Raw genomic sequence first — 18,169 nt, 5'->3', positions numbered from 1 at the left:
GCCTCTTTTTCCTGGGGTTTTGCCTTGCGAGATAGGGATTCCGCTGGCATGATCGCCAATGGGGCATTCTAGACTGGGCCTTGAGCGATCTGCCGATTATTTTTCATCCCGACTATGTGGCCCCACTGCCGGAGGGGCACCGTTTTCCCATGCCGAAGTTTGCCCTACTGAAGGATCGGCTGCTGAAGGATGGGGTGATTACTACCGACCAAATTTACCACCCCGGAGCCCCCAGCTCAGACTGGCTGGAGCTGGTGCATCGCCCCCCCTATGTGCAGGCTTATCAGCAGGGCACCCTAGACCCCAAGCTGCAACGGCGCATTGGCCTACCCTGGAGTGCGGCCCTGGTGAAGCGCACCTGCACAGCGGTGGGGGGCACCATTCTTACAGCCAAGCTGGCCCTCAGTCGGGGGCTGGCCTGCAACACCGCTGGCGGCACCCACCATGCCTTTCCCGATTACGGGGCGGGTTTTTGCATTTTTAACGACATCGCCATTGCCGCCCGCGTATTGCAGCAGCAGGGCCAGGTGCAGCGGGTACTGGTGATTGACCTGGACGTCCATCAGGGGGACGGCACCGCCTGGATTTTTCGGGATGACCCCAGCGTGTTCACCTTTTCCATGCACTGCGACGCCAACTTTCCAGCCCGCAAGCAAACCAGCGATTTAGACGTGCCCCTACCCGTGGGTATGGAGGACGACGCCTATCTGCACACCCTGGCCCAGTATGTGCCGGATTTGCTGAGCCAGGTGCAGCCCGACCTGGTGATCTACGATGCCGGGGCCGACCCCCACCGCGAGGATCGCCTGGGCAAGCTGGCCCTCACCAATACCGGGCTTTACCAGCGCGACCATTGGGTGCTAGAAACTTGCATCGCCGCTGGATATCCCGTCGCTTGCGTCATCGGTGGCGGCTATGGCGATGCCATGGACGACCTGATTTACCGTCATTCGCTGCTGCACCGGGCCGCTACCGAGGTCTTCCGTCGCCATCGGCTGTAGGGCATATCACTAGCCAAGGCAACCACTGGCCGAAGTTCGGCAAACCACACCTAGCAAAGAATTGTCGAAGCGGGGATGGCCGGATAAATTAGCACTCAGGTGGTGAGAGTGCTAATTTATCCGGCACCCTCCCAGGAAAATCGGCAGTTCAGGGACATAGACCTGTTCCTTACCGTTGCAGGTTTGCCCTTTGCTGTTGCGAATTTCCAGCCTTCTTATGCTGTTAGTGAATGGAGGAATACTATGGCCGCTGTTACCCTAAATGCGTCCACCGTGAAGCCCCTAGGGGATCGCATCTTGGTGAAGGTGAGCGAAGCTGAAGAAAAGACCGCTGGGGGCATTTTGCTGCCCGACACCGCCAAGGAAAAGCCCCAGGTTGGCGAAGTAATTCAAGTTGGCCCCGGCAAGCGCAACGATGACGGCAGCTACCAGGCCATCGAAGTGAAGGTGGGCGACAAGGTGCTGTATTCCAAGTACGCTGGCACCGACATCAAACTCGGCAGCGACGATTACGTGCTCCTGCGCGAGTCCGATATCCTCGCCGCCCTAGGTTAATTCTCCCTAGGTAGGGTGGGCACCGCCCACCATTTCTCGGAGCAATTACCAATCCAATTTTTCTTCAACCAAACGCAGTTAGTTTCAACAAATTCACCTTGTTGGGAGGATAGTTTTTCTATGGCTAAAACCATCACCTACAACGAAGATGCCCGTCGTGCCCTAGAGCGCGGTTTTGATATGTTGGCCGAAGCGGTGGCCGTTACCCTTGGCCCCAAGGGTCGCAATGTGGTGCTAGAGAAAAAGTTTGGTGCACCCCAAATCATCAACGACGGCATCACCATTGCCAAGGAAATTGAGCTCGAAGATCACATCGAAAATACCGCCGTTTCCCTGCTGCGTCAGGCCGCTTCTAAGACCAACGACGCCGCTGGAGATGGCACCACCACCGCCACTGTGCTGGGCCACGCCATTGTGAAGGAAGGTCTGCGGAACGTGGCTGCGGGTGCCAACGCCATTTCCCTCAAGCGCGGCATCGACAAGGCCACCGCGTTTCTGGTGGATCGCATTGCCGAGCACGCCCGTCCCGTAGAAGATTCTAAGTCCATCGCCCAGGTGGGGGCCATTTCCGCCGGGAACGATGACGAAGTGGGCCAAATGATCGCCGACGCCATGGACAAGGTGGGCCGCGAAGGGGTGATTTCCCTGGAAGAAGGCAAGTCCATGACCACCGAACTGGAAGTCACCGAGGGGATGCGCTTCGATAAGGGCTATCTATCGCCCTACTTTGTCACCGACACCGAGCGGATGGAAGCCGTCCTCGACGACCCCTACATCCTGCTGACCGACAAAAAAATCACCCTGGTGCAAGACCTGGTGCCCGTGCTAGAGCAGGTGGCCCGTTCTGGCAAGCCCCTGATGATCATCGCCGAAGACATCGAAAAAGAAGCCCTGGCGACCCTGGTGGTGAACCGGATGCGCGGCGTGCTGAACGTGGCCGCTGTGAAGGCTCCCGGCTTTGGCGACCGTCGTAAGGCCATGCTGGAAGACATCGCCGTGCTGACAGGTGGTCAGGTGATCTCCGAAGACACCGGGCTGAAGCTCGACAACGTGAAGGTGGATATGCTGGGCAGCGCCCGCCGCATCACCATCACCAAGGACACCACCACCATCGTGGCCGAGGGCAACGAGAAGGCTGTGAAGGCTCGCTGCGAGCAGATCCGTCGTCAGATCGAAGAAACTGAATCCAGCTATGACAAAGAGAAGCTGCAAGAGCGTTTGGCCAAGCTGTCCGGCGGTGTGGCGGTAATCAAAGTGGGTGCGGCCACCGAGACCGAAATGAAGGATCGCAAGCTGCGCCTAGAAGATGCCATCAACGCCACCAAGGCGGCGGTGGAAGAGGGCATTGTCCCCGGCGGCGGCACCACCCTGGCCCACTTGGCTCCCCAACTGGAGGAGTGGGCCAAGGCCAACCTCAGCGGCGAAGAGTTGCTGGGTGCCCAGATCGTCACCCGTGCCCTCACCGCTCCCCTCAATCGGATTGCGGAAAACGCGGGCTTCAACGGTGCGGTGATCGTCGAGCAGGTGAAGGAAAAAGACTTCACCATCGGCTACGACGCCGCCAACAACCAGTTTGTCGATATGTTCGAGGCTGGCATCGTTGACCCCGCCAAAGTAACCCGCTCTGGGCTGCAAAACGCGGCGTCCATTGCCTCCATGGTGCTCACCACCGAGTGCATCGTGGTCGATAAGCCTGAACCTAAGGCTCCTGCCGCTGGCGCAGGTGCTGGCATGGGCGGCGACTTCGACTACTAAGGTCGTAGCTCCCCGTTCTTCCCCAATCCCTATCCATCCGGCGTTGGGGAAGACAGCCCAGCCCTAGGCCAAATTCAGCCGCATCCACCCTGACCTGCCTCGCCCACGAGACCAGCGAGTCAGGGGTTTTTCTAGCCGCCCAGCCCCAGTTGGCTATATCCGCCCAAAAACATCAGCCACACAAACACCACCAGCCAATGCATTGCCACCGGAACCCAGCCCGACCCAGAGGCCCAGTAGGCCAGGGTGCAAATCAGCCCTAGCAGGGTAGCCGACAGCAGAAACATCGGTGAGATAAAGGTCGGAAACCCCTGGGGATAGAGGGTGAGGCTGCTGATCCCATGCATCAGCACAAAAAGGCCCAGCATGGGCACTCCCACCAGCCAGCGCTTGCGAGGGGTGAGGATTTCGGTTTTGTGGGGCAACATCAGCACCCGCCAAAAGCCTTCCTCGGTGAGGGCCGGAATGACCAGCACCCGCGCCGCCAGCCCCACCCCCTGGGGCCACGGTAGCGCCACCCCCAGCGTCAGCCAGTGATGCCAAAACCCCAAGGGCAGGATAAGGATGCTATAGCCCGCCAACAGCCCCGCCGCTAGCGCCCAATCTGACCAGCGAGGGCGCGTTTTTACCGCCATCTCCAGCCGATGCAGGCTAACGCGCAGGGCAATGTAAATCCGCAAACGAAAATAATTCAACGCACAGGCGGGAATAGCGACTTAGCACTATGGTAGCCACGGTTTCCGGCTGTCGGCACGGCCCCTGTACCCACAGGTTTTGGCAGACAGACTGTTCTGGGTGAACGGTTTTGTGAGACATTAACCTCATTCCGTGTGACCAGTCAGCCACCACACAACCACACCGTTCGCGCAGGAGAGGGTAGAACAGCAATGACCACAGCAGCATGGGTCTTTCCGGGTCAGGGTTCCCAAGCCATTGGGATGGGAATGGATTTGGCCGACTTACCCCAGGCCCAGGCCCGGTTTGCCGAGGCCGAGGCGGTACTGGGCTGGTCGGTGCCGGAGGTGATCCAAGACGCCGCAGACAAGGTCTCCAACACCCGCTACACCCAGCCCTGCCTGTACGTGCTAGAAACCCTGCTGGTGGATTTTCTGAAGGAGCGGGGCCAGTCTCCCGCCGCCGTCGCAGGGCACAGCCTAGGGGAATACGTGGCCCTCTATGCCGCTGGGGTGTTTGACTTTGCCGACGGGTTGGCCCTGGTTAAGCAGCGGGCGGAACTGATGGCCGCAGCCAGCGACGGCATGATGGCGGCCCTGCTAGGGTTCGATATGGACGACCTGATGGCCCAACTCGCCGCCAACCCTGGGGCCGTGCTAGCTAACGACAACAACCCTGGCCAGGTCGTGATCTCTGGCACCCCCGCCGCCGTCGAGGCCGTGATGGGAGCCGTCAAGGCCAAGCGAGCCGTGAAGCTCAACGTCAGCGGAGCCTTCCACTCGCCCCTAATGGCCTCGGCGGCAGAGACCTTTGCGACGGTGCTAGAGCCCGTGACCTTCCGCGAGGCTCAGGTGCCCGTACTCTCCAACGTAGACCCCACCCCCGCCACCGAGGGATCGGTCTTGAAACAGCGCCTAGTGCAGCAAATGACCGGATCGGTGCGCTGGCGCGAAATTAGCCTTGCCCTGCCCAGCCTCGGCATCGATACCGTGGTCGAAGTGGGGCCAGGAAACGTGCTCACCGGGCTAATTAAGCGCACCTGCAAAGAGTTGGCCCTAGTCAACGTGGGCACCCTAGCCCAGCTAGAGGCCCAGGGCTAGATACTTCCCCTCCGAGGACTTGACCATGGGCCGTGATCGCGAACCTGCCGTTAATCTGCTGCTCTATCACCTGTTTAAGTGGACGGTGGTGAGTCCGCTGTTTCACACCTACTTTCGGGGCCGGGTGCATGGGGCCGAAAACGTGCCCATGACGGGCAAACTCCTGGTGGTGGCTAACCACGCCAGCGACTTCGACCCGCCGCTATTGTCCGCCGCCGTGCGCCGCCCGGTGTCTTACATGGCCAAGGAGGAACTGTTTCAGGTGCCCGTCCTCAAACAGGCCATTACCCTCTACGGAGCCTATCCCGTTAAGCGGGGCAGTGCCGACCGTAGCGCCATTCGCGAAGCCTTGAAACAGCTTGACCAAGGCTGGGCGGTGGGCATCTTCCTAGAGGGCACCCGCACCGCCGATGGCCGCATCCCTAACCCCAAAATTGGAGCTGCTATGATTGCCGCCAAGGCTGGGGCCACCCTACTGCCTGTCAGCATTTGGGGAAATCACAGCATTCTAAAGAAGGGGTTGGCCTTGCCTCGCCCGGTGCCCCTCACCATCCGCATTGGCGAACCCATTGCCCCCCCCTCCACCACCAAGCGCGATGCCCTAGAAGCCGTCACCGCCCAATGCACCGAGGCCATCCATCGCCTCCATGATTTGGGTCGCTAGCCAGGTTCGGCGATGGGACTAGAATAGCCTTATCTATTGCCCGTTGCCCTCGCGTTTTAGCTCCCATGTCCTTAGCTGACCCCTGCCCTGGCCCAGCCCTCTCCACGCTTCCCCTGACCGACTTGGTGCCCCTGATGCTAGAGGAGTGGCCCGATCTCAGTCAGGAAGCCCTAGAAAACGTCGCCGATGACCCAGAGGCCACCGTTATCTACATCGCCACCCACACCGACCACACCCGCGCCCTGGTGCGTCGGCACCTAGCCGAACTGGCCAGCCTGCTGCCCACCGAGCCCCCCCCTGACCCGGTTGCAGAACCCGCGCCGGAGAATACAAGGCCAGCAGAACCCGCGCCTGCAACGGTGCCAGAAGCCTCCAAAGCAACTTTCAACGCGACAGACCCCGCAACGGTGCCAGAAACCTCGAACGACCTACCCTCCACCATTGACCAACTATTGGGGGAACTCGAACAGCGCACCGACCAGCTCATGCAGGATTTTAAGGCCGATCTGCTGCCCGAACTGGAGCAAAAGGCCCGCCGCAACCTTGGAACCAGCCTGCTCATGGCCTTGGGATTAGGCATTATTGTAGGACTGCTGTTGGGAGGCAAGCGTGGCTAGTTCCGAGTCTGTCCTAGATCGGATGGAGGCTTACCTGGGGCGCATTGTGCGGCTGTTTTCGGTGCTGGTGGATCTACACCTGGATGTGGCCGTGCAGGAAGCCACCTACGAACGTCAGCGCCTCCTGGGCGGTGTGGTGTTGCTCAGCCTCGGCATCGGCCTATTTTCTATGGGGCTCATCCTACTCCAGGGGGTGGCTATCCTGGGCCTCCATCGTCTAGGGTGGGACTGGCTAGAATCGGTAGCCACCGTGGCTGGGGTGAATGGTGGCCTAGGCATCCTGCTCCTCATCGTGGGGCAAGCCCGCCTGCGCGGCCCCGTTATGGTGCAAACCCAAGCCCGTCTGGCCCGTTCCGTCGCCCTGCTGCGGGCCAAGTCCTAGGGAACCTGCCATGGCTTTTTCAGCGTCCACTGCCCCCGCGACCAGCGATAAGCCCAAGGGACTGAAGGATAATAGTGACTAGCGGTACGGAGACTTCCTGTGACCTTGCGCCCACCCAAGTACGACATCGACGCCATTATTGACGGCTACTCCCAGGGCTATTTTTTGATGGCCGATGATGATGGCGATAATCTGGGCTGGTACGCCAGCCGCCAACGCACCCTCATTCCCCTCGACCAACGCTTTCGCTACCCCACCTCGCTCCGTCGAGCCCTGAACCAAAACCGCTTCCGGGTGGCCATCAACCAAGCCTTTCAGGAGGTGGTGGAAGGCTGCGCCGACCGAGATACCACCTGGATTTCCAACGACATGAAGCAGGTCTACTGGGAGCTCTACCAAACCGGATGGGCCTACAGCTTTGAAACCTGGCAGGGCAACGAGCTAGCGGGCGGCATCCTGGGCTTGGCCATCGGCGGCGCGTTCATCGGCGAATCCATGTTTTTTCGGATTTCGGAAGGCTCTAAAGTGGCCATGGTGAAACTGGTGGAACATCTGCGGCGACAGCACTTTATTGTGTTCGATGCCCAGATGATGAACCCCCACCTCGCCCGATTTGGGGCCTACATCGTGCCCGAGCGAGACTACAAAACCCTGCTGAAGGTGGCCCTGGCCCAAAACTGCACCTTCCTATAGTCGAGCACAAGCCCCAACCCCATCAACCCGCCCTTCTCCCCCCAGGAAACTAGCCAGCTTCAAAGTCCCTCTCCCCACGGGAGAGGGATTTAGGCGGAGGGCTCAAGGTCAGCCTCAAAGCCGATACCTTGCCCCTTGCAGGGTTGGGTTGTCAGTGAGGGGTCTAGGAGGGGTCTAGATGTGCTGCTCCAGGAGTTCCACAATGGCCCGTTGCTCCACCGGGGGGTTGGCGGGGAGATCCTGGCGAGTGTCGGTGATCAGCCAGTCGAGGGCGGCGGCTTTCATGTCGATGGAGGCTCCGGTTTTATCGACGCAGTAGCGGCCAAACACCAGCTTGTCTACCAAGCGCACGCCGGGGCCGATGCGGGAATATTCAAAGACCACGCTTTTATCAACGATGGATCCGCTGCAAATGTCGCAGTTGTTGCCAATGGCGCTGGGGCCGATGATGGTCGCGCCGTCTTCAATGTGGGTCATGCCGCCAATGTAGACCGGGCCTTCGATATGGATGTTGTCCCAGTTGGCCTTCACGTTCAGTCCGGTGTAGACGCCGGGGCGAATTTCCTGGCCGGGAATATCCACCAGGTCAACCACTCCGGTCAGCACATCCTGAATGGCACGCCAATAGTCGGGCACTTTTCCGATGTCTACCCATTCAAAGTCCATGGGAATGCCGTAGAAGGGGGCGTTATTTTCCACCAGGCGGGGCATGAGGTCGCCGCCAATGTCGAAGGGAACGCCGGAGGGAATATAGTCAAACACGGCGGGCTCGAAAATGTAGATCCCGGTGTTGATTTCGGTGCTCAGGGCATCCTCCACGGCGGGCTTTTCTTGGAAGGACTTGACCCGGCCCGTATCGTCCGTCACCACCACGCCATAGCTGGGCACCTGTTTGAGGGGCACGGTTTTGGTGATGATGGTGGCGATGGATCCTTTCTCGCGGTGGCGGCGCACAGCCTCCGTGAGGTCGAGGTCAATCAGGGCATCACCACAAAGCACCACAAAGGTGTCGTCAAAAAATGGGGAAAAGTCCTGGATTTTTCGCATCCCCCCCGCCGAACCGATGGCCTCGCCCACCAGTTGGCCATCCTCCTCAATCCGCCCCTCAAAGGAATAGGCAATTTCGACCCCAAACCGCTGCCCATCCCGAAAGTAGCCTTCAATTTCGTTGGCCAAGTGGCTCACATTCACCATAATTTGATTGAAGCCGTGCTGCCGCAACAGTTCCAGCAAAAACTCCATCACGGGCTTCTGCATGATGGGGATCATGGGCTTGGGAATGGTGTAGGTGATGGGACGCACGCGAGTCCCTTTCCCAGCCGCCAGAATCATTGCTTTCATAACAATAACTGTCCTTAAAACCTATAACGAACCTATAACAAGCCAAGCCTAGACGCAGCACCCTAACATCATGGCGGAAAACCAGGGCAAGTCAATCCAGACGTCCCATAGTTGGCGCTCCAAGCCACGGCCTGTTTATCCTATCAGGACGTTAAAATAGGGCACCAGCGCGGCGGGTCAACGGTAGGCAGTCTTCATGCTGGGATAAATTCAGCGTATACCGCCCCAGTTTGTCCCCGCTTGACGCCCGTCCCTAGCTTAGTCTACCGGGCTTAGTCGGGCAGGATAAACGGCTCCAGGCCCGCTTCCTCGGCGCTGAGGGGAGAGCGGTTGAGGTTGCGTACCCGCAGGTCTTGGTAGAACGCCTGCTGCGACAGCTCCACCTTAGACTGGGCCGACAGAAACAACAGCCCCCAAAACACCCCAACTCGCTCGTGGGTGAGGGCTTCGGCCTCGGTGGCAAAGGGGTGGGCCGATTTCAGTTCTTCGGGCTGAAAGTTGGGCCAAGCCTGGATCAGCTCTTCAAAGTCGAGCCAGCAGGGATGATCATCGTCGAGGGTGTCCCAGTAGGCATCGAGGAATTGCTCTAGGGCGGCGGCAATTTCCGAAAGGTTTTCTTGGTGGGCCAGTTGGGCAATGGCGCGGACGGCCTGCCGTTTGGCCTGGGGTTTGGCGCGACGCATCCGGCTGCGGGGCTGGTGGTCGGCCATCACCTCGGCCATGGCCTCCAACTGCTGAATCAGCTCCTCTAGGGTGACGCGCCGCCGCTTGGGGGGAGCGGCCACCGCCCGCCGATGGAGATGGCGCTCTAGGTTGCGCGGCAGGGGCACCGTGGCCAGGGCTTCCTCCGGCCAAAACAGTTCCTCCTCCACCTCGTCGGGTTCGGCGGTTTCGCTGCGCACCATGGCATCGGCCTTCAGCAGCACCAGCATCGACGCATAGAGAAACGCTTGGCCCGACTCGGACAGGTTGGCTTCGTAGGGGGTGCGGCCCTGTTGCGCCAAGGCTTCGGCCTGATCGTGCAGGCTGGTGAGAAACCGATCCATCACGTCAATCACCTTCACATCCCAGGGGTCGATTTCGCCCCGTTCAGCGAGATCGATCAAAAAGGCAATGGCGGTTTGGGCAAGGGAAGAAGCAGCCATGGAGTCAACAGCCTGCAAGGGCCACACCGGAAGGATCGACGGATCTTAACTCAGGTTGGAGATTTCGGCATCTGTCTTGGGCGGTAGGATGGGGCCACCTTTTTGCCCTAGCCCTCGGCCTTGGCCTTGGAGGCAGGCAACAACAGGCTTTGTTCCTCCAGTTCCACCCGATAGCGCTCCACATCCTGCTCCAGTTCTTGAATGCGAATTTCTCGCTGCTTCACCTGCGGATTCACCGCCAGATAGCCCTGTACCTGAGCCCACACGCTAAACACCCAGGCCAGCACAGCTCCAATGCCCATGGCCATCATCAGCTCAACGCACAGGGGAGCCTCCACATCTAGCCCCTTGGCAATGTGGATCAGCACGGGCTCCGTGTTTTCTATGGCGAACAACACCAGGGCCAGGGCAATCACAAAAATGACGACGAAGTTAATTTGTTTCATGGCGGTGTGTCTTAACGATTCAACCTACTTGTTGGGGATTATCCTCCCATAGACCAAGGCGACTTTCCTTTAAGAATCCTCAGCTAAGCGCCTCAGCCCATCGTAAACGCGCCCGTCACGACCGAGGTGGCCCTAGCCAGCGATAGCGGAGGCCATAGCCCAGCAGCACCATCAGCGCCAGGGCCAACCCTCCCAGCCCCACCCCGTTGGGCAACCAAAACCCCACGTCAATGTGGATTTGTTGTCCGAGGGGGAGATTCCATTGGGCACCGTGGGCATCACGGCGGACTGGGGCTAGGGCCTCAGAGGCCACCGAGCGCAGCCCCCAAGGCACTCGCAGCCGAAAGGAGACCCAATCTTCGCGGGTGGGTTCCGCCTGGGTGGCCGCCGCGACAACCCCTTCCACAGCGCGGAGGTCGAGGTCATAGGTCAAATGAACGTGGCTGAACAAGCCCCAGTTCTGCTCTTGGGCCTCAAGGCGAAAGGGCACGATACCCAGGCCAGGAAGCGCCAATTGGGCATCCGTTGCGGCCATCTCCAACGGAGCCGTCATCGCGTCCTGCGCCGCCGAATTTTCCGCCACAGAACGCCCTGCCGTGGCCTCCATTGCCCCAACACCCAGAGACTCCGGCAACGGGGCAGAAAACACGTCCTTAAAACGGCTGGCCAAATCCGCCGGGGTGCTAAAGGGCACCGTCAGATCCAGGCGGCTGGGGGTTTGCCGAATTTGCCCCCCAAAGCGCTGCACCGAAGGGCGAATTTCCGCTAGCCACGGATCCAGCGCATCCCCAATAAAGGCCAGGTTACGCTCTCCGAGGGTGAGGGTTTGCGTCCAAGATCCGTGGTGGTGGTGGTCAAACTGAAGGGTGAGATCGGCCTGAAAACATCCCCCCAAGAGCCACACTAGGCTGACCCACAGCCCCAGCCTCCAGAGACGCCAGCGGCAACCCCGCATCCTATCGTGCCGCCTGCTGACTGACATACATCGCCTGAAGCACCAGGGCGGGATCGACCCAATTTCCTTGGTACTTCATGCCCCAGTGCAGGTGAGGGCCTGTGGTGCGGCCCGTCATCCCCACCCGGCCAATGCGGGCTCCAGCGGGCACGGCTTGGCCGGGGCGCAGTTGAATGCCGCCCTGACGATCCACCAACGTCCGACTTTGACCACTGCCCTCTACCCGGCCATGCATGTGGCAGTAGATGTGCGTCCATTCCCCCGACTGGATAGCCACAGCGGTGCCGCAGGCCCCTTGATCTTCAACCCACAGCACCTCTCCGGCCCACCAGTTGCGGATATAGCTACCGTTGGGAGCGGCCAAATCCAGGCCGTAGTGGAATCGCTGGGCACCGCTTTGGGGATCTCGACGATAGCCAAAGGGCGACGTATAGGTTTGGAAATTTTCCACCGGGAAGGACGCCTGAGTCCACATCATGACGGCACTGCCCATGGCTACTTCCTGAGCCTGTACCATTTGGCGCAGCGGCAGGGTAGCCACTGTGGTGAGGAGGGCCGTTGTTCCCAGCAGGGGCAGCAGCACCCGAGCGGAAATCCGCCGAGCCGGGGCAAATTGAGTCAAAAATTGCCACATCATACGCAAAGACTGAGGGGGAGCAGCGATGATCCCAACGCCTTAAACAGGCACTCCTGAGGGGGGATATCGCCCTAAGCTTATCCCAGATTTCCGTACGCGGATAACCTTTTTTGGCCCCCCGGCGCTGTGTTCTGTCTAGCCCCCTTTTGGCCTGTCCCCTCATCCCATCACCCAGGCCGATTTCCCGTTTCTGGCAGGCATTCCCCGCACCCCGCACGATTCATCCATCCGTCGGCTATCCAATCCATACCAATCCATCGGCCCTCCCGCCCAAGGCCAAGGCAGGGCGGGAAAGTATCGTTTTCCGTGGTTTTGTAGAGATTGATGACATTGGCCCAATGGGGGTCGGGGTAGAAAAAGGGGCCGTGGTAGGGTCACTACTAATACGCCTCAGCCTCAATTTCCATTACCCAACACCGTGGAGATTTCTATGTCGGTACAGCCCCCGTCGCCTCCCTCCATCAGCCCTGCCCAAATGACCCTACTTCGCATTGCCGCCACCCTCGCCTGGAGCGATGGCCACCTCGCCGATGAAGAGGTGGAAGTAATGCTGGATCAATTTAGCCATCTCTTTGCCCAGAGCGACGCCCATCGAGACGCCCTCCGCGCTGAACTGCGCGACTACCTGATGCAGAATATTCCCCTCGGCGAACTGGTGCCCCGCCTCACCCAAACCGCCGAAAAAGAACTGGTGCTGAAGTTGGGCTATCAGGTGATCAGCGCCAGCGCCCGCACCCCCGACGAAGCCCTGATCAACCCTGAAGAAGCCAACGCCTACCAACAGTTGGTGACGCTCTTGGGGCTCCCCGCCGACACTGTGCAGCACATTGAGCAAGCCAGCGCCGATCCCGGTGCCGCCACCCTGGTGGAACAGTTGACCAGCACGTTGCAGGATTTCATCCAGGCCAGCTAGGGCAGCGTCCAAGCTAACGTGGGGAACCTTCGCGCCGCCATGCACCGCATCACCAGGGAAACGGCAGGGTTCCTATAAGATTTCTACGATTGCGCGGTATAAGGTGATCCGGCTTCGTTCAATAACAAGGAGATTAGCCCAATGATCAAGTCGCGGATGATTTTGATGGGATCCGCCCTGCTGCTAGGTCTGGGAGCGGTAGCCTGCAATGGCGGCTCTCAGCCCCAAGATACGGCAACCTCCAGCCCCGAACCCACCTCGGCCCCCACGGAGGATGTGGTTCCGGCCCCCGATACCACTCCGGTGCCCCAGGCCGCCTCAGCCCCTCCCGAAGAACCCAACCAGGACAATCTGGCTATGACTTGCACCGGATCCATCACGGTGAACGATATCGATTTTACGGTTGACTTTACCCGTGAGGCCGGGTTTTCGCGGGTTGAGCTGAAGCGGCCCGCCACTGGAGAAGTGTTTGCGGAGTCTTTCCTCAGCTATGACGGCACCAACGCCGCCGGAGAAGACATCTGGCGCGGTTCGGTGCAGGGGATGGCGGATGTCACCCTGGTTCACCTTTCCCCTAACCCCGCCCAAATTGGCGACCAGGTTTCCGTCGGCTACGACATGCAGTGGGGTCGGGGCAACTGTCGTTAACGGTCTCAGAAGACCTCACCCCCAGCCCCTCTCCTGCGAGGAGGGGAGCTGGAAAAGCTCACGGATTCTGGTTTTTTTCCCGATCCTAAACGCTCATCTCCAGCATTCGCTGCATGGGAGCCAGGGCCGCCAGTCGCAAATCCTCCGGTAGGGTGATTTCGGGCTGGCGGTTTTTCATGGCGAGATAAAGCTTTTCAAGGGTGTTTAGCCGCATGTGGGGGCACTCGTTGCAGGCGCAAGCGGCGGTGGGCGGGGCGGGGATGAACTGCTTGCCGGGGGCATCCTTCTGCATTTGGTGGATGATGCCCGGTTCTGTCACCACGATGAATTGCTGTTTGGGGCTGGCCTGGGCGTACTTCAGCAGGGCGGTGGTGGAGCCGATGTAGTGGGCGTGGCGCAGCACCGCCGTTTCGCATTCGGGGTGGGCGATCACCTCGGCATCGGGGTATTCGACCTGCAACTGCACCAGCTTTTTCTCCGAGAAAATTTCGTGCACCATACAGCTTCCGGGCCACAGCACCAGGTCGCGCCCGGTTTGCTCCATCACATAGCGGCCTAGGTTTTGGTCGGGGGCAAAGATAATCGGCTGGTCAGCGGGGATTTGCTGGACAATCTTCACCGCATTGGAGCTGGTGCAGATGATGTCGCTCATGGCCTTGATGTGAGCCGTGCAATTAATGTAGGAAATTACCAAATGCCCCGGATGTTGGGCCTTGAAGGCGGCAAAAGCATCGGGGGGGCAGCTATCGGCCAAGGAGCAGCCTGCATCGAGGTCGGGCAGAAGCACTTGCTTGGTGGGGTTCAAAATTTTGGCGGTTTCTGCCATAAAGTGAACCCCGGCAAACACAATCACATCGGCATCGGTGGCCGCCGCCTGACGGGATAAGCCCAGAGAATCGCCAATATAGTCGGCTACGTCTTGGATATCAGGGTCTTGGTAGTAGTGGGCCAGAATAACGGCGTTTAGCTCCTGTTTCAGCGTTTCGATGGCTTCAAACAGGTCTAAACGTTCGGGCAAAACTGCCGCCGAGGGAGAAAGGGTCGTAAACACAGGAGCCAACTTTTAGTAGAAGAACAGGATGAAGCTGTCTTTATTATAGTTTAATTCACCAAAAGTCGTCGAGGATCCGACGGCATTTCCAGTCCTCGGATTGCCCCTCGAATCGGTCTGGGGTTGCGGGGCGGCTAGGGCTCAACCAGCACCGATCCCTGGCGCAGCACCGTCCAGGTTTCCCCTTGCCAAGCGACCACGGTGGAGGGCTGGCCAGAACCCTGGGGCTGATCCAGTGGCGGCATTGGTTCGCCAAGCTGGGCATAAATCTCGGTGAGGGCGATGGGGCTGAGGAGGGTGAGATCGGGGAACTCCGCCGCGATGTTCGTCAGGGTGTCGAGGGGGGGCTGGCCAGAGTGATTGACGCTGGTGGTGGCCAGGGGGCCAGTACGTTCTAGCAGGTAGCGGGCCAAGGGATGGGCCGGAATCCGCAGGCCGAGGGTGCCCGTGTTGGCCGGATTCATGGCGGGGGGCAGGCGGTCGCTGGCGGGCAGCACCAGGGTGAGGGCTCCGGGCCAATAGCATTCTGCCATGGCCGTCCAGCGAGCTTGATCGGTGGCTGACCCGGCCACGTAGGGCCAGAGATCCGCCAGGTTGGCCCCCATTAAAATCAGGGGTTTGGTTTGGCTGCGCTGTTTGAGGTGGTAGATGCGGTCACTGGCCTGGGGTAAGGCCGCGAGGGCAGGCACCGTATCGGTGGGAAAACTCACCAGTTGGCCAGACTGCACGGCGGCCAAAAAGTCTGAGAGGGAAACCTGGGGCATGGGCTGTTTGAGGTGATGGATCAAGGCAAACTCACATTCTCCAATGTAGGATTGATGGGCGCTGCGTGGTGGATCTGGGGGTGGATCTAAATCTATGGTCAATCTTTTGGCAGCGGGGGGCATTGTGATGGTGCCTCTCCTCCTATTTTCGGGACTCACCCTGGCCCTGGCCGTGGAGCGGGCTTGGTTTTGGGGATGCCTCCTCCGGCAGCAGCGAGCTTGGTTAACGGCCCTGCTCGCCGCCTATGCCGATCATCCTCAGCGGGCCATGGCCTTGCTCAAGCAGCGCCCCGATAGCCCCATCGCCCGAATTTTTCTCGCCGCCCTTAGTCTAGACGATGCCACGCCAGAGGAATTTTCCTTGGCCCTAGAAAGTGCGGCCCAGGCGGAAACGCCCCAGCTCAAGCGGTTTCAAACCTGGTTTGAGACGGTGGTGGGCATTGCGCCGTTGCTGGGCCTATTGGGAACGGTCTTGGGGCTGATGGGAGCCCTGGCCTCGCTGCGTTTGGGGGAAGGGGGCAACGAACCCGGCGTGACCCTGGGGGTAGGAGAAGCCCTCACCTCCACCGCCGCCGGACTGGTGGTGGCCATCGTGGCCCTGCTGTTGGCCAACCTGTTCCAGGGGCTCTACCGACGGCAGCGGGCGCTCATTCAGGAAACCGCAGGCAAGCTGGAGATTTTGCAGCGGCGTCACTATCGTCAAGATCGCAATCCTGGACGCAGCGGGGACTGGGGCGGGAAATCGGTCTGAGGGTCGGCCTGCCGGGGTATGATAGAAAGCTGCCCAGGGGCCGTTTGCGCCCCCTTTGTCCACCGTTTTACGAACCTGTCCTATGACCTCCTCCTACCGCATTACCCTGCTGCCCGGTGATGGCATTGGCCCCGAAATTATGGCCGTTGCCGTGGATGTGCTCAAGGCCGTGGGTCGGCAGATGGACTTGAGCTTTGAGTTTGAGGAGGCGCTGATTGGGGGCGCGGCCATTGATGCCACCGGGGAACCCCTGCCCCAGGCCACGCTGGATACCTGCAAAGGCAGCGATGCGGTGCTGTTGGCGGCCATCGGCGGCTACAAGTGGGACAATCTGCCCCGGCACCAGCGGCCAGAAACGGGTCTTTTGGCGCTGCGGGCAGGATTGGGGCTGTTCGCCAACCTGCGCCCCGCCACGATTTTGCCCCAGTTGGTGGATGCCTCTTCCCTCAAACGCGAGGTGGTGGAGGGGGTAGATATCATGGTGGTTCGCGAACTGACGGGCGGCATTTACTTTGGCACCCCCAAGGGCTTGTTTGAAACCGAAACCGGGGAAAAGCGGGGGGTCAACACCATGGCCTACACGGATTCCGAGATTGACCGCATCGGCAAAGTCGCCTTTGAAACGGCCCAAAAGCGGCGGGGGCAGCTTTGCTCGGTAGACAAGGCCAACGTGCTAGAGGTGTCGCAACTGTGGCGGGATCGGATCACCGCGATGGCAGCGGACTACCCCGATGTCACCCTCAGCCATTTGTATGTAGACAATGCGGCCATGCAGCTCATCCGCTGGCCCAAGCAGTTCGATACCATCGTCACCGGAAACCTGTTTGGCGATATTTTGTCCGACGCCGCTGCCATGCTGACCGGAAGCATCGGGATGCTGCCCTCCGCCAGCCTGGGAGCTGATGGGCCGGGGGTCTACGAACCTGTCCACGGTTCCGCCCCCGACATTGCCGGACAGGACAAGGCCAACCCCCTCGCCCAGGTACTCAGTGCGGCCATGATGCTGCGTTACGGTTTAGACCAACCCGCCGCCGCCGACCGCATCGAACAAGCGGTCAATACGGTGCTCGACCAGGGCTACCGGACGGGCGATATCATGTCCGAGGGCATGACCGCTGTGGGCTGCAAGGGCATGGGCGACGCACTCCTGGCGGCAATTAATGCGTCCGAATCCTGAGTTCTCGATTAACATTAGGCAACGATTAACCAGCCCTGGGGATATCGGTTAAAGTCTTGTCGAAGAGTCACAGGTGAGTCGTGTACGGTCTACAGAACCCTCCTTCCGTTATGAGCGAGACAGCGGTATCTCTGCCAGATACCGCCCTATTGTCCCCGGTTTTTAACCCCGCCCTGCTCAAAGCTGCCCGCCAAATCTACCGCACCTACTACGAGGTGCATCCCGAAGATTTCCAGCGGCCCGTGGGCATTGCCATCAGCACCAAAACCCATCGCGGCAAACTGATCTTTGGGGAGCGCCCGATCCTCTTACCCAGTGAATGCTTCATTCCCCTCAACCAGATTGAGCCTGGATTGCACTAGCGTCTCCCCAACCATGAGGGTACAGTTTCCTCATGGCATTGGGGGGAATAAGTTCTCTAGTGAGAGTTATAGGTGAGGGCAAAGCAACCCGCCATTGCTGGCCCTCAACCAGAGTCTCCACCATGATGGAACGCCTCCCGTTTGCCTTTGCGGCCCGTCTCACCCGCCCCCTCTCTACATCATTGCCCTGACTGGCTGGCATAGTGCCGCTGCCAGTCGCCCTTTCGACCAGTCCAGTCATGGGCTATCGCGCCCTGTCGCCCGTACCTGCTATCGGCGCTTTGCCACGGGCGTGAATTGGGATGCTGAGAGCCAACGGTTTCGCCACGGGATGGCGGTTTCAGCCTTTAGCGACCCGGTGGAGCTTACCGTAGAACGCGAAGGCAATATGGATTATTGGACAACCCTGGAGGTGACGCTACACCCAGTGGTGAATGGCAATGCCCAGACAGAACCCCTGGATGAGTCGGCGTTTCAGGTTATCGCAACCATTGAATCAACCACTGAATAAGTGGATCGTGGCGAGACAGATATAGT

At 59.8% G+C, this 18,169-nt stretch carries 22 protein-coding genes; 14 read left to right on the top strand and 8 right to left on the bottom strand.

The features are described from left to right. The first annotated feature begins 80 nt into the window (after window positions 1-80). From GFS31_RS08775 to groL, 3 genes are all read left to right on the top strand, one after another. The gene (locus GFS31_RS08775) at window positions 81-1,001 is read left to right on the top strand and encodes a histone deacetylase (RefSeq protein ID WP_317135091.1); all 921 of its coding nucleotides are present in this window, start codon (window positions 81-83) and stop codon (window positions 999-1,001) included. A 243-nt stretch (window positions 1,002-1,244) separates the two neighbouring features. Next, on the top strand, window positions 1,245-1,556 hold the full coding sequence (gene groES, locus GFS31_RS08770) for a co-chaperone GroES (protein ID WP_198807795.1): 312 nt from the start codon (window positions 1,245-1,247) through the stop codon (window positions 1,554-1,556). Window positions 1,557-1,676: 120 nt separating this feature from the next. Beyond that, window positions 1,677-3,311, top strand: a complete 1,635-nt coding sequence (gene groL / locus GFS31_RS08765; protein WP_198807794.1) for a chaperonin GroEL — start codon at window positions 1,677-1,679, stop codon at window positions 3,309-3,311. A gap of 131 nt (window positions 3,312-3,442) precedes the next feature. Here groL and GFS31_RS08760 read toward each other — a convergent pair whose 3' ends face one another. After that, window positions 3,443-4,006: a type II CAAX prenyl endopeptidase Rce1 family protein gene (locus GFS31_RS08760; RefSeq protein WP_198807793.1), complete on the bottom strand. Its 564-nt coding sequence runs from the start codon at window positions 4,004-4,006 to the stop codon at window positions 3,443-3,445. 192 nt (window positions 4,007-4,198) lie between these two features. On the opposite strand from GFS31_RS08760, the gene fabD reads away from it, so the two are divergent. The 5 genes from fabD to aat all read left to right on the top strand — a co-directional run bounded on the left by fabD (window position 4,199) and on the right by aat (window position 7,442). Beyond that, entirely contained in the window at window positions 4,199-5,086 is an 888-nt protein-coding gene (gene fabD / locus GFS31_RS08755) for an ACP S-malonyltransferase (RefSeq protein WP_198807792.1), read from the top strand. 25 nt (window positions 5,087-5,111) lie between these two features. Beyond that, window positions 5,112-5,750 (top strand): lysophospholipid acyltransferase family protein, encoded by a 639-nt coding sequence (locus tag GFS31_RS08750; RefSeq protein WP_198807791.1) that lies wholly within the window; start codon window positions 5,112-5,114, stop codon window positions 5,748-5,750. Window positions 5,751-5,815: 65 nt separating this feature from the next. Then, window positions 5,816-6,367, top strand: coding sequence for a hypothetical protein (locus GFS31_RS08745; RefSeq protein ID WP_198807790.1), 552 nt, complete (start codon window positions 5,816-5,818; stop codon window positions 6,365-6,367). Further along, window positions 6,360-6,749 (top strand): phage holin family protein, encoded by a 390-nt coding sequence (locus tag GFS31_RS08740; RefSeq protein WP_198807789.1) that lies wholly within the window; start codon window positions 6,360-6,362, stop codon window positions 6,747-6,749. The genes GFS31_RS08745 and GFS31_RS08740 overlap by 8 nt, the downstream gene beginning before the upstream one ends. Before the next feature lie 99 nt (window positions 6,750-6,848). After that, window positions 6,849-7,442 carry a leucyl/phenylalanyl-tRNA--protein transferase gene (gene aat / locus GFS31_RS08735; protein WP_317135090.1) on the top strand — a complete coding sequence of 198 codons (594 nt, stop codon included), beginning with the start codon at window positions 6,849-6,851 and terminating at the stop codon, window positions 7,440-7,442. Between the two features lie 174 nt (window positions 7,443-7,616). Here the strand turns inward: aat and GFS31_RS08730 are convergent, their stop codons facing one another. The 5 genes from GFS31_RS08730 to GFS31_RS08710 form a co-directional block, all read right to left on the bottom strand. Beyond that, complete coding sequence (locus GFS31_RS08730; RefSeq protein ID WP_198807788.1) at window positions 7,617-8,783, bottom strand: sugar phosphate nucleotidyltransferase; 1,167 nt, start codon at window positions 8,781-8,783, stop codon at window positions 7,617-7,619. A gap of 272 nt (window positions 8,784-9,055) precedes the next feature. After that, a complete protein-coding gene (locus GFS31_RS08725; protein ID WP_198807787.1) occupies window positions 9,056-9,928 on the bottom strand; it encodes a segregation/condensation protein A in 873 nt (290 codons plus the stop codon). A 107-nt stretch (window positions 9,929-10,035) separates the two neighbouring features. Continuing rightward, the gene (locus GFS31_RS08720) at window positions 10,036-10,374 is read right to left on the bottom strand and encodes a lipopolysaccharide assembly protein LapA domain-containing protein (RefSeq protein ID WP_198807786.1); all 339 of its coding nucleotides are present in this window, start codon (window positions 10,372-10,374) and stop codon (window positions 10,036-10,038) included. 115 nt (window positions 10,375-10,489) lie between these two features. Next, window positions 10,490-11,329, bottom strand: coding sequence for a DUF3153 domain-containing protein (locus GFS31_RS08715; RefSeq protein ID WP_198807785.1), 840 nt, complete (start codon window positions 11,327-11,329; stop codon window positions 10,490-10,492). A 1-nt stretch (window position 11,330) separates the two neighbouring features. Next, on the bottom strand, window positions 11,331-11,966 hold the full coding sequence (locus tag GFS31_RS08710; protein WP_263974926.1) for a M23 family metallopeptidase: 636 nt from the start codon (window positions 11,964-11,966) through the stop codon (window positions 11,331-11,333). A gap of 430 nt (window positions 11,967-12,396) precedes the next feature. Here GFS31_RS08710 and GFS31_RS08705 point away from each other — a divergent pair, with 430 nt between their 5' ends. Beyond that, complete coding sequence (locus GFS31_RS08705; protein ID WP_225907629.1) at window positions 12,397-12,879, top strand: TerB family tellurite resistance protein; 483 nt, start codon at window positions 12,397-12,399, stop codon at window positions 12,877-12,879. 141 nt (window positions 12,880-13,020) lie between these two features. Continuing rightward, window positions 13,021-13,527 (top strand): hypothetical protein, encoded by a 507-nt coding sequence (locus GFS31_RS08700; RefSeq protein ID WP_198807784.1) that lies wholly within the window; start codon window positions 13,021-13,023, stop codon window positions 13,525-13,527. An 85-nt stretch (window positions 13,528-13,612) separates the two neighbouring features. Here the strand turns inward: GFS31_RS08700 and nadA are convergent, their stop codons facing one another. Both nadA and GFS31_RS08690 read right to left on the bottom strand, forming a co-directional pair. Then, window positions 13,613-14,578 carry a quinolinate synthase NadA gene (nadA, locus tag GFS31_RS08695; RefSeq protein WP_198807783.1) on the bottom strand — a complete coding sequence of 322 codons (966 nt, stop codon included), beginning with the start codon at window positions 14,576-14,578 and terminating at the stop codon, window positions 13,613-13,615. A 134-nt stretch (window positions 14,579-14,712) separates the two neighbouring features. Continuing rightward, the gene (locus GFS31_RS08690; protein WP_198807782.1) at window positions 14,713-15,342 is read right to left on the bottom strand and encodes an L-threonylcarbamoyladenylate synthase; all 630 of its coding nucleotides are present in this window, start codon (window positions 15,340-15,342) and stop codon (window positions 14,713-14,715) included. 94 nt (window positions 15,343-15,436) lie between these two features. Here GFS31_RS08690 and GFS31_RS08685 point away from each other — a divergent pair, with 94 nt between their 5' ends. The 4 genes from GFS31_RS08685 to GFS31_RS08670 all read left to right on the top strand — a co-directional run bounded on the left by GFS31_RS08685 (window position 15,437) and on the right by GFS31_RS08670 (window position 18,143). Beyond that, window positions 15,437-16,093 carry a MotA/TolQ/ExbB proton channel family protein gene (locus GFS31_RS08685; RefSeq protein WP_198807781.1) on the top strand — a complete coding sequence of 219 codons (657 nt, stop codon included), beginning with the start codon at window positions 15,437-15,439 and terminating at the stop codon, window positions 16,091-16,093. An 82-nt stretch (window positions 16,094-16,175) separates the two neighbouring features. Beyond that, window positions 16,176-17,270 carry a 3-isopropylmalate dehydrogenase gene (leuB, locus tag GFS31_RS08680; protein WP_198807780.1) on the top strand — a complete coding sequence of 365 codons (1,095 nt, stop codon included), beginning with the start codon at window positions 16,176-16,178 and terminating at the stop codon, window positions 17,268-17,270. 110 nt (window positions 17,271-17,380) lie between these two features. Continuing rightward, window positions 17,381-17,632, top strand: coding sequence for a hypothetical protein (locus GFS31_RS08675; RefSeq protein ID WP_198807779.1), 252 nt, complete (start codon window positions 17,381-17,383; stop codon window positions 17,630-17,632). A gap of 94 nt (window positions 17,633-17,726) precedes the next feature. Beyond that, a complete protein-coding gene (locus GFS31_RS08670) occupies window positions 17,727-18,143 on the top strand; it encodes a hypothetical protein (protein ID WP_198807778.1) in 417 nt (138 codons plus the stop codon). Window positions 18,144-18,169: the final 26 nt, after the last annotated feature.

Source organism: Leptolyngbya sp. BL0902 (genome assembly GCF_016403105.1).
Lineage (GTDB): Bacteria > Cyanobacteriota > Cyanobacteriia > Phormidesmidales > Phormidesmidaceae > Nodosilinea.
The sequence above is the reverse complement of the archived record's forward strand: the minus strand, read 5'-3'. Positions and strand labels throughout refer to the sequence as shown.

Bases quoted from the DNA above. Each gene is read 5' to 3' on its own strand.
- groES (WP_198807795.1), top strand. From the start codon at position 1,245: ATGGCCGCTGTTACCCTAAATGCGTCCACCGTGAAGCCCCTAGGGGAT.
- groL (WP_198807794.1), top strand. From the start codon at position 1,677: ATGGCTAAAACCATCACCTACAACGAAGATGCCCGTCGTGCCCTAGAG.
- fabD (WP_198807792.1), top strand. From the start codon at position 4,199: ATGACCACAGCAGCATGGGTCTTTCCGGGTCAGGGTTCCCAAGCCATT.
- GFS31_RS08750 (WP_198807791.1), top strand. From the start codon at position 5,112: ATGGGCCGTGATCGCGAACCTGCCGTTAATCTGCTGCTCTATCACCTG.
- GFS31_RS08745 (WP_198807790.1), top strand. From the start codon at position 5,816: ATGTCCTTAGCTGACCCCTGCCCTGGCCCAGCCCTCTCCACGCTTCCC.
- GFS31_RS08730 (WP_198807788.1), bottom strand. From the start codon at position 8,783: ATGAAAGCAATGATTCTGGCGGCTGGGAAAGGGACTCGCGTGCGTCCC.
- GFS31_RS08725 (WP_198807787.1), bottom strand. From the start codon at position 9,928: ATGGCTGCTTCTTCCCTTGCCCAAACCGCCATTGCCTTTTTGATCGAT.
- GFS31_RS08720 (WP_198807786.1), bottom strand. From the start codon at position 10,374: ATGAAACAAATTAACTTCGTCGTCATTTTTGTGATTGCCCTGGCCCTG.
- GFS31_RS08715 (WP_198807785.1), bottom strand. From the start codon at position 11,329: ATGCGGGGTTGCCGCTGGCGTCTCTGGAGGCTGGGGCTGTGGGTCAGC.
- GFS31_RS08710 (WP_263974926.1), bottom strand. From the start codon at position 11,966: ATGATGTGGCAATTTTTGACTCAATTTGCCCCGGCTCGGCGGATTTCC.
- GFS31_RS08705 (WP_225907629.1), top strand. From the start codon at position 12,397: ATGTCGGTACAGCCCCCGTCGCCTCCCTCCATCAGCCCTGCCCAAATG.
- GFS31_RS08700 (WP_198807784.1), top strand. From the start codon at position 13,021: ATGATCAAGTCGCGGATGATTTTGATGGGATCCGCCCTGCTGCTAGGT.
- GFS31_RS08690 (WP_198807782.1), bottom strand. From the start codon at position 15,342: ATGCCCCAGGTTTCCCTCTCAGACTTTTTGGCCGCCGTGCAGTCTGGC.
- GFS31_RS08685 (WP_198807781.1), top strand. From the start codon at position 15,437: ATGGTCAATCTTTTGGCAGCGGGGGGCATTGTGATGGTGCCTCTCCTC.
- leuB (WP_198807780.1), top strand. From the start codon at position 16,176: ATGACCTCCTCCTACCGCATTACCCTGCTGCCCGGTGATGGCATTGGC.
- GFS31_RS08675 (WP_198807779.1), top strand. From the start codon at position 17,381: ATGAGCGAGACAGCGGTATCTCTGCCAGATACCGCCCTATTGTCCCCG.